Source organism: Haliscomenobacter sp., from assembly GCF_040403615.1.
Taxonomy (GTDB): Bacteria; Bacteroidota; Bacteroidia; order Chitinophagales; family Saprospiraceae; genus Haliscomenobacter.
The window spans coordinates 65,480-78,686 of record NZ_JBBAKG010000020.1 but is presented as its reverse complement, the minus strand read 5'-3'; the positions used below and the strand labels follow the sequence as shown (position 1 = coordinate 78,686).

The window sequence follows — 13,207 nt, the reverse complement described above, 5'->3', positions numbered from 1 at the left end:
ATAGAAATCAAACAAAAAATCAGGTATGATCATTGCCAATCCCATCTATGACGTAGTGTTCAAATATCTGCTGGAGGACGTGGAGATTGCTCGGGAGTTGCTGTCTACAATTCTGGGGGAGGAAATCCAGAGTCTGGAGTTGAAGCCACAGGAAACCGATACTGAAAAGTCAGGGGGAGGCATCAGCATTCTGCGCTTTGATTTCAAAGCAATCATCAAGAATAAAAGTGGCGAATTGCATAAAGTACTCATTGAGCTGCAAAAGGCCAAGAAAGCATTTGATGTGATGCGCTTTCGGAGGTACCTGGGTGACAATTACCGCAAAGAAGACGACGTAATCAACGATAAAGGTGAGTCAGAGAAGCGCCCTTTGCCCATCATTTCGATTTATTTTTTAGGATTTCCGCTTGACAACATCCATGCAGGAGTGGTCAAGATCAACCGGGAGTACCGGGATGTCGTTACACAGGAAATACTGGAAATTAAAGAGGATTTTGTGGAGCTATTGACCCACGATTCTTACCTGATTCAGGCCCGGAAGTTGCCCCGCAAGGCACGCTCAAAACTGGAGCGCATTTTGCAGGTCTTCAGTCCCATCTATCAAACGACGAATGACCAACACCAATTGGATTTTCAAGGGGATACCAATGATCCTTTGATCAAAAAAATGCTGGATCGTTTGGGTAGGGCAATCGCAAGTGAAGAAATTCGGGACAATATGGATTTGGAGGACGAGTTAGATCGCATTTTTGATCGGGAAATGAAAAAGTTAGCCGCCGAGAAAGATGAAATTATTGCCGAGAAGGATCAATTACTGATTGAAGAGAAGAATCGCGCAGAAGTAGAAAAGAAGCGTGCAGAAGATGAAATCCAGAAAAACCTTGAATTGCAAAGGCAAATCGAAGAGCTAAAAAAGCAAATCAAGCCATGAATGAAATCTTAGACGAAATAGAAATTCAGAACAATCAGAAGAGGTTTTCAAAACTATCTTTGATGACTTCAATCATAACTTTAGGATTGCTCAGTTATATCTTTTCAATTATACCGAAAAAAATTAAAGCAGGTGAAGGTTTCCCAGAACCTCCAATGATAGTTTTTATTGCAATTCAAGTGTTTTGCTTGATTGGAATAATCTTGACAATTTTGAGCTTTACCATGAAAGAACCATCAACTTGGTTCAAATGGCTTGGAGGAATTTTAAATATAGTTTTATGCTTCTTGATTGTAGGATCAGCAATTTTTGCAAGAGTTGCTTAAATTAAATCCCTCCTCAATACTTCGACGCCTTCAAAATCATTTCATAGTACGCCTCATACTTCGGCAAAATCTCCTGAATGTCAAAACGTTGGGCTTGTTCCAAGGCATTGGCGCGAAACTGTGCTAGTACCCCATCATCGCTCAGGATGTAAATGGCGTGACGGGCCATGTCGTCTACATCGCCTACATCGCTCAGGAATCCGGTCACGCCGTGAATGTTCACTTCGGGCAGACCACCAGCGTTGGTGGAAATTACCGGAACTTCACAAGCCATCGCCTCCAATGCGGCCAAACCAAAACTTTCACTTTCGGAAGGCATGATGAACACATCGGCAACCGCCATCAATTCTTCAATGGCATCCTGTTTGCCCAAAAAGCGCACATCTTCGATGATGTCCAATTCGCGGCAAAGATCCTCGGCAGCGCGGCGTTCGGGACCATCACCGATGAACAGTAGCTTGGAAGGCATTTGTTTGTTGACGCGGTAAAACACCTGCACCACATCATTGATGCGCTTTACTTTGCGGAAGTTGGAAACGTGGATGAGGATGCGCTCGCCCTTGGGCGCAATGGCTTTTTTGAAATGGTCTTTGTTGCTTTTGCGAAAGCGCGAAAAATCGATGAAATTGTAAATTACTTCAATTTCGCGGGTGAGGGTAAAGGTTTCGTAGGTTTGCTGGCGCAAACTATTGGAAACTGCCGTAACGCCATCAGATTTATTGATAGAAAACTCGACGACAGGCGCAAAAGATTTGTCTTTGCCTACCAGCGTGATGTCTGTACCGTGCAGGGTAGTCACTACAGGGATATACCTTCCTTGAGTCAGCAGGATTTTTTTGGCCATGTAAGCTACTGCCGCATGGGGAATGGCGTAATGCACGTGCAGCAAATCCAGTTCTTCGTGTTGCACCACATCCACCAGTTTGCTGGTCAAAGCCGTATCGTATGGGGTATATTCAAAAAGTGGGTATTGCTCGGTATCCACTTCGTGGAAGTACACATTTTCGTGAAAATGGGTGAGTCTGGCAGGGCGTTTGTAGGTGATAAAGTGGATTTCGTGTCCGTTTCTGGCCAGGGCCAATCCGAGTTCTGTTGCCAATACGCCGCTACCGCCATAGGTGGGATAACATACAATACCGATTTTCATGCCGATCAGGTTTCCAAGTGAGTTTCTGCTATTGGATACAATTGAGCGCTTAAAAAGTTGAAATGGTCGATTCAACTTTAGACTCAACATTTACCCTCACCCCGCTAAACGCAGCATTCCCGGTCAGGTCATCCAGTACAAATTCATCGGTCAGGTCATTGATGCTTACCCCGGCGTATTGTTTGGCCACGTCGAGTTGTACTCCCGCCCGGGCATGGCCATAACCATGGGGCATGCACACCACTCCGGGCATGATCTCGGCGCTGATTTCCAAGGGCAGCTCAATTTCACCCACCCTTGAGCTCACCTTTACTACTTGTTGGTTTGCCAGCCTCAGTTGGGCGGCATCGTCCGGGTGCATTTGCAAGGTGCAGCGATTGCGCCCGCGCATCAAACGCGAGGCATTGTGCATCCAGGAGTTGTTGTCACGCAAGTGGCGTCGACCAATTAGCAAAAAAGGGAATTCATGGACGGAATGAGTAGGCGCCAACAATTGATCAACTCTGCTCAAATCTTGCAAAAAATTAGCCGGTGCCAAGGGAATGCGCTTGTCTGGAATAAACAGACGCTGGGGCAAACAAGCCTGCAAAGGCCCCAGGTCAATTCCGTGAGGGTTTTCTTTCAATTGATCCAACGAAAGGGCATAAGGGCCAAACCTCAATCCAAGGTCAAGTTTTTCCTCTGGTGGCTCGGCCTGAAATGGTTCAGTGTTGCCACTCAGTCGATGAGCCAATTCCTGATAAATTTCATAATCGTGTCGGGCATCGGGAGCTTTTTCAAACAAAGGGGGCGAGTATTTTGCGGTATTGCGCACGGCCAACACATGGAAGGTCAGGTCGTAATGCGACACTTCCAGTCCGGTTGCCGGGGGCAAAATGATGTGCGCATGGCGGGTCGTTTCGTTGATGTAAATATCGATGCTCACCATGAAATCCAGACTGGCCAGCGCTTTATCCACCTGCGCCCCATTGGGCGTAGACAAAACCGGATTGCCACAACTGGTAATGAGCGTTCGAATTTGTCCCTCACCAGGGGTCAAAATTTCTTCGGCCAATGCTGCTACTGGTAGTTCACCCAGTGACTCCGGCAAGCCCCTCACCCGCGAGTGCCAGCGTCCGAAGCGCTTTTCGTATTTTCCCCGCGCGATGAAATCTACTGCTGGTTGGGTAAACATGGCCCCTCCTTTTTTGTCCAGATTGCCCGTCAGGATATTGAGTGCATCGATCAACCACTGACACAAGCCGCCGTACACCTGGGTAGAAACCCCCACCCGGCCATAGGCTACCGCCGATTCCGCTTGCGCAAATTCTCGGGTCAATTGCCGAATCGCTGCGGCGGAAATGCCCGTTGCAGCGGCGACCTTCTCTGGGGTATATGCGGTACAAGCATCTTGCAATTCGGTTACGCCGTCCGTAAATTCAGCCAAGTGTCCCAAATTGACCAGGCCTTCGGCAAACAAGGTTTGAACCATGGCCAGCAATAGCAACACATCAGCATTGGGACGAATGAAAAAATGCTGATCAGCTTTCTCCGCAGTTTCGGTGCGGCGAGGATCCACCACCACCACTTTGCCCCCCCGTTCTTGGATGGCCCGCAGGCGTTTGGCTACATCTGGCACCGTCATCATACTGCCATTGGAGGCGATGGGGTTGCCCCCGATGATGAGCATGAATTGGGTATGGTCAATATCGGGAATAGGCACCAGCAGGGGATGTCCAAACAATTGCCAGGATGCAAAATGGTGCGGCAATTGATCGGTAGAAGTGGCAGAAAAGAGGTTTTTGCTGCGCAAAGCCTTGGCAAACGCCGGTGAATTCATGATGGTACCCAAATTGTGGATCGATGGGTTGCCCTGATACAAACCTACAGCATTGTGACCATATTGTGCCTGGCTGCGTTGAATACCTTCCACTACGGCGTCCATGGCTTCTTCCCAAGAAATTTTTTGCCACCCTTCGGGGGTTCTCTTTACTGGAGTGCGCAGTCGGTTGGGATCTTCGTAGATGTCTTTGAGTGCTACTGCCTTGGGGCAAATGTGGCCACGACTAAAGGTGTCGTTTTTGTCTCCGGCAATGCTGCTTATTTGGTCATTTTCCAAGCGGATTTCCAGGCCGCACATGGCTTCACAAAGGTTGCAGTTGCGGTAGTGGGTTTGCGACATGATGGTAGATTTCAGGGAAAGTTACGTTTTTTCTTTTATAAAACGGAAGCATATCCAGTTTGTAGTTTGTGTGCATTTTTCCCAAAAATTCTCAAAAACCGCTATCTTGGGAATGATTCGTTCACGCAAAAAATTCTTCCAATCACATGAAACGTCGTGATTTCCTTCATCAGATTGCTTACACCGGGGCAGGTTTGGCCTTAGCCCCACTTGCCAACTTTGACCTGGATAGCCGCAAAAAATTGTTCTTTGAAATTTCCCTCGCCGAATGGTCCTTGCACAATGCGCTGTTCAAAAAAGAAATGACCAACCTCGATTTTCCGGTGATGGCCCGCAAAGAATTCGGAATCGGAATTGTAGAGTACGTCAACCAGTTTTTCAAAGACAAAGCCAGAGACACTACTTACCTCAACGAATTGCTGATGCGTTGCAAAGACAACGGCATCAAGAACCACCTGATCATGATTGATGGGGAAGGCGATTTGGGATCAACCACCAAAGCCGAACTGGATAAGGCCATTGAACAACACAAACAATGGATTGAATGTGCCAAATACCTGGGTTGTGCCACCATTCGGGTCAATGCCGCAGGCAAAGGTACCGCCGAAGAAGTAGCAAAGGGTGCAGTAGAAGGCTTAAGCAGATTGGGCGAATACGGCGCCAGTATGGGCATCAATGTCATTGTTGAAAACCACGGTGGCTACTCTTCCAATGGCAAATGGTTGTCGGGCGTGATGAAGCAGGTGAACATGAAAAACGTGGGTACGCTTCCCGATTTTGGCAACTTCTGTGTGACCCGCAAGGCCGGTTCCTGGAATTGTGCCGAAGAATACGACCGCTACCTGGGCGTAGAAGAGCTGATGCCTTTTGCCAAAGGCGTAAGTGCCAAAACGCACGACTTTGATGCAGAGGGCAACGATATGCTGGTCGATTACGTCAAAATGATGAAAATCGTAAAAAAAGCGAAATTCAAGGGATATGTGGGCATCGAATACGAAGGAAGCAAAACCCCGGAGAAAGAGGGCATCAAAAAAACCAAAGCACTGCTGGAGAAGGTAGGTGCGATGATTTAATTTTTTGGGTAGAGACGCGATGCATCGCGTCTCTACCCATACCAAAATCCCATTACATGTCTTTTGATCAAATTGACGAATTCATCGCTGCCGGGCTTCGCGAAGACGTAGGCACTGGCGATGTTACTTGTTTGGCCTGCATCCCTGATTCTGCCCGCAACCGTGCGCGGTTGTTGGTGAAAGATGAAGGCGTATTGGCCGGGATGGTCATCGCCGAACGCATTTTCAAAACGGTAGATCCCTCTGCTCATTTTGAAAAAATGATTGACGATGGCGACAATATCAAATACGGCGATGTAGCTTTCATCGTAGAGTGCCATACCCAGGCTTTATTGCAAGCCGAGCGCCTGGTACTCAACACCATGCAACGCATGAGTGGCATTGCCACCATCAGTCGGCAATACCGCGACGCAGTAGCGGATCTTCCCGTAAAAATTTTGGATACGCGCAAAACCACTCCGCTGATCCGCTTTTTGGAAAAATGGGCGGTGCGCATTGGCGGTTGCCACAATTACCGCGATGGCTTGTACGACTGGTTCATGATCAAAGACAACCATACCGACGCTTGTGGCGGCATCCAACCTGCCATTGAGCGGGTACACGCTTACCAGCAAGCCAATGGCCTGAAACTGAATGTGACTGTTGAGGTGCGCAACCTGGCCGAGCTTCAGCAAGTATTGGATACAGGCAATATCACCCGCATCATGCTGGACAATTTCCAAGTTGAAACCATGCACGAAGCCGTGAAAATGGTGGGGAAACGCTTTGAAACCGAGGCTTCGGGCGGAGTAACGCTGGATACCCTGCGTGCCATAGCACTCACCGGAGTAGACTACATCTCCGTAGGAGCATTGACGCACTCTGCCCAAAGTCTGGATTTGAGCTTAAAGGTGTTAAAAGGTTGATTTTTGCAGGTGTTGATCTGAAAACAGGATCAGAACGGCGAAGCTTTTATTTTGTCTTTTATAGAAGCTATGAGGGCAGGAGAAGGTTTTCGCCGATCAATTTTTGTCTTAATAAATTCCCTAAAGGTTCGTTCTTCTTTCAAAATGTGCATAAACGCTTGATTTGTCTGAATTTCTCGGAGCAAATCTCGACTTTCTTTGTCTGTAAGTTCATTGTCCAGGAATAAACTCACTTTTTTAATAAAGTCATCCTTGGTGATCGGACTCTTGACCATAGCTTTGTTGTTTTTTTGGTCATCCTGGTTGGTGCCAGAACTCCCTGGTAGCCCACGAAATGTGGTAATTAAGGTTAACTAATGCCGCAACCCTTGCCTGTGAATCGAAGAAGACCCCTTCTTCGCGCCCTCCCAGGTATGGAGCAGAAGAAAGGGTCTCGACCCACAACGCGAATCATGGGTTAACGGTTATCTTTAAAGCCCATCGATTGGGCGTAAGCTCTTAGCTCGTCTTTGACGGCATTTCGCGCGCGGTTCAAGCGCGAACGCACGGTTCCGATGGGAATATCCAAAATTTTGGAAATTTCTTCGTAAGAAAATTCTTCCACATCGCTCAACAAGAGTACAACTCGAAAATTGACTGAAAGTTTATTTACCGCCACGGTAACTTCATCGCCCATCATTGACTCGTAAGTTTCTTCGGCCAATCCGGCATGAGCGCTGGTGTAAGGGGTGTTCTCGCGGTTTTGGAAAGCGATGACTTCATCCAGTTCTTTCATCACGGGGCCACGCGATTTGCGGCGGTAATCGTTGATGAAGGTGTTTTTCAGGATTTTGAAAAGCCAAGCTTTAGCGTTGGTACCTTCGATGTATTTGTCGATGGCCTTGTACGCTTTCATGTAGGTTTCCTGTACCAAATCTTCCGCGTCCTGCTGGTTGTAAGTCAGATGGTAGGCAAAAGTAAGCAGCGCCTCTGCCTGAGGCAACAACTCCTCTTCCAGGATACGATCGTAATTCATGCTTTGCTTTGCTTGTGCTACCATAAAGTTAGGATTTTTTGGGTTTCAAAGCATCAACCCCATCCTAATTAATTAAGTTCCCGATTCAAAAAAATAAATAAAAATTTTTCAGTTCTACTTGGTTCAATCCTTCAACCTCTATGTTACTCCTTATTCGCCAATTGCCCACAAGCAGCATCGATGTCTTTGCCTCGGCTGCGCCGTATGGTGACCATGATTTCGCGCTCACGCAAGTAACGGGCAAAAGCATCGATTCGATCTTCTTCTGATTTGAGGTAAGGCACATCGCCGATGGGGTTGTACTCAATGATGTTGACGCGTACCGGAAAGCGCCGACACAGCTTGGCCAATTTGGCCGCGTCCTCTAGCCCATCGTTTACGTTTTGGAAAGTGATGTACTCGTAGCTGATGCGGTTGTGGGTTTTGCGGTAAAAATATTCCAGGGCATCCATCAAAACAGCTAGGTTGTTTTGCTCGTTGATCGGCATGAGGTCATCGCGCTTGGTGTCGTCGGCTGCATGAAGAGAGAGGGCAAGGTTGGTTTTGCAACCATCGTCGGCCAGTTTTCGAATCATTTTAGCAATGCCCGCGGTACTAATGGTGATGCGCCGGGGCGACATATTGAGGCCAGAGGGTGAAGTAAGGCGATCAACACTTTCCATCACGTTGCTGTAGGCCAGAAGGGGTTCGCCCATTCCCATGTATACGATGTTGGTGAGCGGGTGGCCAAAGGTAGCGAGGCATTGCTCGTTGACCAACACCACCTGGTCGTAAATTTCAGCGGCGTCGAGGTTGCGTACGCGGTTCATGCGACCTGTGGCGCAAAACTTGCAGGTCAGGCTGCAACCCACTTGACTAGACACACAGACGGTAAAACGCTGGTCTTCGGATACCGGAATCAGCACCGACTCGATCAGGTGGCCATCGTGCAAACGAAAGCGCGATTTGATGGTGCCATCGGCGCTGCGCTGTACTTTATCTTCGATGATGCCATTGATTACAAATGTCTCTGCCAGTTTTTCGCGCAAACTTTTGGAAAGGTTGGTCATGGCTTCAAAAGAGCGTACTCCTTTTTGCCACAGCCATTCGTATACTTGTTTGGCGCGGAATTTGGCCTCCCCCATATCCTTAAACAGCTCCTCCAATTCTACCAGGGAGCGCTGCCGGATGTCCATGCGTTCTTTTCCGTTCATGGCGCAAAGATAAGGAACTTATGGGATTGAAACAGCAGTAAGCAGGGACTCATCTCAGGATATGCGTGATGTGGCTGTGGCTTTTTTGGACTCATTTTCACAATTTGCAGTATTTTAGGCACGATTTAACCCAAGTGCCTATGCGTCTGTTGCTTGCTTTTCTACTGCTCAGCTTGTTTGTTCTTCCTGAACTTGCTGGTCAGCGCGCCAATCAGGAATTGTTGTGGCTGAAAAAAAACACCATTCCCATTGCTCGTTTACAAGGCGATGACTACCTTGATTTGGCTTTTTTGAAGGAAAAACTCAAGGGTGTGCGGCTGGTTCAGCTTGGCGAAAGCGCACATGGTGCGGCAGAATTTTACCAATTAAAAACGCGGCTGGTGGAGTTTTTGCACGAGCAAATGGATTTCGATGTGCTGGTAATCGAGGGTGGTTTTGGCGACATCAATCTCGCCTGGCTCAACCAAGAAACCCTGGATGCCAAAGGATTGATGTACAATTCGGTGTTTGGGAATTTCCGTTGTGAGGAGATGTTGCCCCTGTTTGAATACGCCAAGGCCAAAGTCAACACCCCTGATCCATTGCAGTTGGCGGGGCCAGATTGCCAAACTTCGGCCAATTTTTTCAACAACTTCCTGATTGATTTTTTACAAAAATACGATCGGGAGCTTTCGCGCGATGTAGAGTACAATTTTATGAATTCGGGATTGCTGTATGGCATCTTTTCGGACAGCACCCAACTCATGCAGGCCATTCGCACCAACGAACGAGTGATCAACAAGGTGATGGATTTTTTGGAAAATAATGAAGCGCGCTTGCGTCAGGATTTCCCCAGCAAACCCTTACTCGTTCCTTTTCTTCGCCGTACGCTGGAGAATTACCTGGAATACTGGACCCTTGATTACCGCGCCATTCAGCAAAGGCAGCAAATTGTGCTGCGCGACCGCATCATGGCTGAAAATCTGATGTGGCTGGCGGATGTGGCTTACCCCAACAAAAAAATCATTTACTGGGCGCACAATGCCCACATCGGTACGGAGATTACCTCGGTAGATTTTTCTGGCAATCCCGTGAAAATGCAGGGCAATTACATCAGTGAGCGTTTTGGCAAAGAGGTATACAACATTGGGATTTATGCCGCAGGAGGGGAGCTGTATCGGCACTGGATGCGCGATGTGCAGCCCTTTAAAGACGATGGCTTCGGAGGCATTGGTTATCGCTTTAACCGACTCGATAAGGAGGTAAATTTCCTGGAGCTGCGCGGCCAAAAGCCAGGCAAGGACAACAAATGGCTGTTTAAGCCGATTCCAGCTTTTGAACTGGAGAATGGTGGAAAAATTCAGATTACCCCCATCAAGCGGTTTGATGCCATGATTGTGCTAAAAAAAGTAAAAAGTCCGAAATATTTTGAATGAGAGATAGAAATGAAAACTGTCATCAACTTGTAAGCTCAAGTTTTTATTTTTTACCAATATCTTTTATAACTTAAGCCCCAAAGGAGAGCGACCATGAAATACGACCCGATCAATCCGGAGTTTTTTTGCAACAACCGTAAGCGCTTCATGCGCAAAATGCAGCCCGATTCGTTGGCTATTTTTTATGCCAATGACCTGATGCCCCGCAGTGGAGATACTTTTTTCCCTTTTCGGCAAAACTCGGGTTTGTTCTACCTCAGCGGATTGGATCAGGAAGAAACCATCCTGGTATTGTTCCCGGATTGCATCAAGGAAGGATTTCAGGAACTGGCCTTTGTCAAGCGCACCAGCGATTACACTGCCATCTGGGAAGGCGAAAAATACAGCAAAGAACAAGCCCGAGCTGTGTCGGGCATCCAAAAAGTGTACTGGTTAGACGAGATGCCCGCCATCTTGCACGAGTTGGTTTTATTGTCCAAGCGGGTTTACATCAATACCGAAGAACACGATCGGTTTATCCCCGAAATGCAAACCCGCAACATGCGCATGGCCCGCGATCTGATGGACCGCTACCCAGGACACAAATACCACCGCTCCCAGCCCATCCTCAAGAAGCTGATGATGAACAAGCAAGCGGTAGAAATCGAACTCATTCAACAAGCCATTGGCATTACCGAAAAAGCCTTTCGCAGAGTGCTTGAATTTGTTCGTCCAGGAGTGATGGAATACGAGATCGAGGCAGAAATAACGCATGAGTTTTTGCGCAATCGCGCTACTGGACATGCCTATGATCCGATAATAGCAGCGGGCGTCAACAGTTGTATCTTGCATTACACCCGCAACAACCAGGTTTGTCGCGCTGGAGATGTACTGTTGATGGATTTTGGGGCAGAATATGCTTGTTATGCCTCCGATCTTACGCGCACCATTCCGGTAAGTGGCCAATTTAGTTCGCGACAGCGCAATGTGTACAATGCCGTGCGGCACATCATGCGCGAAGCGCAGCAGCTACTCGTGCCCGGAACGACCCTGGAAGAATACAGCAAGGAAGTGGTCAAAATGATGGAAAGTGCATTGATTGATCTCAAATTGCTGACGCGTAAAGAGATTGAACAACAAAATCCGGAACTGCCCCTGTACAAGCAATACTTTATGCACGGCACTTCACATCACCTGGGTATGGATGTACACGATCTGGCCGATCGGTATGTACCGATCCAGGAAGGCATGGTCTTCACCTGTGAACCAGGCATTTACATCCGCAACGAAAACCTGGGCATCCGCATCGAAAACGATATTTTGGTTACCGATATTGGCCCAGTGGATTTGATGGCCAATGTTCCAATCGAAGTAGAGGAAATCGAGGAATTGATGTCGGTAATGGTGGCGGAGTAGTGCGGCCATGCATGGCGGCACTAACGAACTGATGCGTTCTCCCTCATTTTTTAATAAAACTTACAAACCACACAACATAAAGCCAATTTATATAGATAAAAAACGATATCTTTGTTTCGAATACGATCCACATGAACTACACCTTACTAGAGAAAACTACATTGCTGGGTCTGGTGCTTTTGTTGCATTGGGCGATACCAGGACAAGCTGAAGCTTATTTCAGCTACAATGCCTCCATCAAGCAAGCTTACCAGAAAGCCGTCGCATTGCGCATCGACGAATCCGCGGCCATTTTAGCCCGCCTCAAAATTCAGGATCCAGACAACCTCGCCGTTTACCACATCGAAAATTACCTCGATTTTTTCCGTCTGTACATCAATGAAAATGCCGAGGAGTACAGCATTCTCAAAAAGCACCTCGATCAGCGACTGAACAAAATAAAAGCGGGCAATCCACAGTCGCCTTATTACTTGTATGCACAGGGAGATATTTTTTTGCAGTGGTCACTGGTTCGCCTCAAATTTGGCGATTACCTGGGTGCTTTTTCCAACGCAGGCAAAGCCTTTCGCTTGCTCAAAAAGAACCAGGAGAAGTTTCCCAACTTTATGCCCAATTACAAAGACCTGGGGCTTTTGCACGCCATGGCCGGCACCATTCCCGACAATTACCAGTGGGGGCTAAAGCTTTTGGGCGGCATGCAAGGCTCGATTGCCCAGGGCAAAGCAGAGTTGGAAAAGGTAATGCGCTACGCGCGGCAAAATGATTTTCTATTTGAGGACGAAACCGTGGTGTACTATGCCTTCCTGGTGCTTTATCTCGAAAACGACGCCGAAGAAGCCTGGAAAATTCTCCAAAACCAGAACTTGGATGCTGCCAAAAATCCCTTGCATTGTTTTCTAAAATCCAGCGTTGCCCTGCGCAGTGGCCACAACAACGAGGCCATCGACATGCTCAGCAAGTACACAAAACAAGGAAGCGCTATGGATTTTCCGGCCTTGGAATTTCAATTGGGTTTGGCCAAATTGCGCCGACTAGACGACGACGCTGCGCAGCATTTCTCTAGCTTTCTCAGTAATTTTCGGGGGCGCAACAACATCAAGGAGGCTTACCAAAAATTAGCCTGGTCGGAATTGATCAAAGGCAACACCAGTGGTTACAAGCGCTACCTGCAATTGTGCAGCCAAAAGGGTGTAGCTGATTTTGGGTCGGACAAAAACGCGCTGGAGGAATCCCAAAGTGGGTTTATGCCAGATCCTGTTCTTGTGCGCGCACGCTTGCTTTTTGATGGGGGCTATTTCCAAAAAGCCTACGATTTACTCAAAGAAAAAGAAACCTACACCTGGCCAAATCAGGGTTTGCAACTGGAATACACTTACCGATCGGGGAGAGTGCTACACGGTATGTCGCGCTGGGATGATGCGCTGAAACTTTACCGCCAAACCATTGCGATGGGTCGCGAATCGACCTATTATTTTGCCTGCAATGCAGCCCTTCAAGCTGGCTTGATCTGCGAATTGCGCAAGGATTACCCCCAGGCGCAACGCTACTTTCAATTGTGTACCGAAATGCGCCCTAGCGATTACCGTACCAGCTTGCACCAGGCTGCAAAGGCAGGATTGGGAAGGCTAAAGGGACTTAAGTTTTAG

Annotated in this window: 11 protein-coding genes; 7 read left to right on the top strand and 4 right to left on the bottom strand. The window is 47.8% G+C overall.

Translation table 11 applies throughout. From position 1 onward, the window contains the following. Positions 1-25: 25 nt before the first annotated feature. Both ABW391_RS08840 and ABW391_RS08835 read left to right on the top strand, forming a co-directional pair. Positions 26-931: a hypothetical protein gene (locus ABW391_RS08840; protein ID WP_353481489.1), complete on the top strand. Its 906-nt coding sequence runs from the start codon at positions 26-28 to the stop codon at positions 929-931. Beyond that, the gene (locus tag ABW391_RS08835) at positions 928-1,257 is read left to right on the top strand and encodes a hypothetical protein (RefSeq protein ID WP_353481488.1); all 330 of its coding nucleotides are present in this window, start codon (positions 928-930) and stop codon (positions 1,255-1,257) included. The genes ABW391_RS08840 and ABW391_RS08835 overlap by 4 nt, the downstream gene beginning before the upstream one ends. A gap of 13 nt (positions 1,258-1,270) precedes the next feature. On the opposite strand, the gene bshA is transcribed toward ABW391_RS08835, so the two are convergent. After that, positions 1,271-2,404, bottom strand: coding sequence for an N-acetyl-alpha-D-glucosaminyl L-malate synthase BshA (gene bshA, locus ABW391_RS08830; RefSeq protein ID WP_353481487.1), 1,134 nt, complete (start codon positions 2,402-2,404; stop codon positions 1,271-1,273). Between the two features lie 49 nt (positions 2,405-2,453). Beyond that, positions 2,454-4,565: a molybdopterin-dependent oxidoreductase gene (locus ABW391_RS08825; protein ID WP_353481486.1), complete on the bottom strand. Its 2,112-nt coding sequence runs from the start codon at positions 4,563-4,565 to the stop codon at positions 2,454-2,456. Between the two features lie 146 nt (positions 4,566-4,711). Here ABW391_RS08825 and ABW391_RS08820 point away from each other — a divergent pair, with 146 nt between their 5' ends. Beyond that, a complete protein-coding gene (locus ABW391_RS08820) occupies positions 4,712-5,638 on the top strand; it encodes a sugar phosphate isomerase/epimerase family protein (RefSeq protein ID WP_353481485.1) in 927 nt (308 codons plus the stop codon). Positions 5,639-5,694: 56 nt separating this feature from the next. Then, positions 5,695-6,543 (top strand): carboxylating nicotinate-nucleotide diphosphorylase, encoded by an 849-nt coding sequence (gene nadC, locus ABW391_RS08815; protein ID WP_353481484.1) that lies wholly within the window; start codon positions 5,695-5,697, stop codon positions 6,541-6,543. Positions 6,544-7,000: 457 nt separating this feature from the next. Here the strand turns inward: nadC and ABW391_RS08810 are convergent, their stop codons facing one another. Next, positions 7,001-7,582 carry a sigma-70 family RNA polymerase sigma factor gene (locus ABW391_RS08810; RefSeq protein ID WP_353481483.1) on the bottom strand — a complete coding sequence of 194 codons (582 nt, stop codon included), beginning with the start codon at positions 7,580-7,582 and terminating at the stop codon, positions 7,001-7,003. A 119-nt stretch (positions 7,583-7,701) separates the two neighbouring features. Continuing rightward, positions 7,702-8,751 (bottom strand): dual-specificity RNA methyltransferase RlmN, encoded by a 1,050-nt coding sequence (gene rlmN / locus ABW391_RS08805; protein ID WP_353481482.1) that lies wholly within the window; start codon positions 8,749-8,751, stop codon positions 7,702-7,704. A 140-nt stretch (positions 8,752-8,891) separates the two neighbouring features. Between rlmN and ABW391_RS08800 the strand changes: the two genes are divergently transcribed. The 3 genes from ABW391_RS08800 to ABW391_RS08790 all read left to right on the top strand — a co-directional run bounded on the left by ABW391_RS08800 (position 8,892) and on the right by ABW391_RS08790 (position 13,207). Beyond that, a complete protein-coding gene (locus ABW391_RS08800) occupies positions 8,892-10,166 on the top strand; it encodes an erythromycin esterase family protein (protein ID WP_353481481.1) in 1,275 nt (424 codons plus the stop codon). Between the two features lie 93 nt (positions 10,167-10,259). Next, complete coding sequence (locus ABW391_RS08795) at positions 10,260-11,561, top strand: aminopeptidase P N-terminal domain-containing protein (protein ID WP_353481480.1); 1,302 nt, start codon at positions 10,260-10,262, stop codon at positions 11,559-11,561. A 131-nt stretch (positions 11,562-11,692) separates the two neighbouring features. Next, a complete protein-coding gene (locus ABW391_RS08790; RefSeq protein ID WP_353481479.1) occupies positions 11,693-13,207 on the top strand; it encodes a tetratricopeptide repeat protein in 1,515 nt (504 codons plus the stop codon).

Bases quoted from the DNA above. Each gene is read 5' to 3' on its own strand.
- ABW391_RS08840 (WP_353481489.1), top strand. From the start codon at position 26: ATGATCATTGCCAATCCCATCTATGACGTAGTGTTCAAATATCTGCTG.
- ABW391_RS08835 (WP_353481488.1), top strand. From the start codon at position 928: ATGAATGAAATCTTAGACGAAATAGAAATTCAGAACAATCAGAAGAGG.
- bshA (WP_353481487.1), bottom strand. From the start codon at position 2,404: ATGAAAATCGGTATTGTATGTTATCCCACCTATGGCGGTAGCGGCGTA.
- ABW391_RS08825 (WP_353481486.1), bottom strand. From the start codon at position 4,565: ATGTCGCAAACCCACTACCGCAACTGCAACCTTTGTGAAGCCATGTGC.
- ABW391_RS08820 (WP_353481485.1), top strand. From the start codon at position 4,712: ATGAAACGTCGTGATTTCCTTCATCAGATTGCTTACACCGGGGCAGGT.
- nadC (WP_353481484.1), top strand. From the start codon at position 5,695: ATGTCTTTTGATCAAATTGACGAATTCATCGCTGCCGGGCTTCGCGAA.
- ABW391_RS08810 (WP_353481483.1), bottom strand. From the start codon at position 7,582: ATGGTAGCACAAGCAAAGCAAAGCATGAATTACGATCGTATCCTGGAA.
- rlmN (WP_353481482.1), bottom strand. From the start codon at position 8,751: ATGAACGGAAAAGAACGCATGGACATCCGGCAGCGCTCCCTGGTAGAA.
- ABW391_RS08800 (WP_353481481.1), top strand. From the start codon at position 8,892: ATGCGTCTGTTGCTTGCTTTTCTACTGCTCAGCTTGTTTGTTCTTCCT.
- ABW391_RS08795 (WP_353481480.1), top strand. From the start codon at position 10,260: ATGAAATACGACCCGATCAATCCGGAGTTTTTTTGCAACAACCGTAAG.
- ABW391_RS08790 (WP_353481479.1), top strand. From the start codon at position 11,693: ATGAACTACACCTTACTAGAGAAAACTACATTGCTGGGTCTGGTGCTT.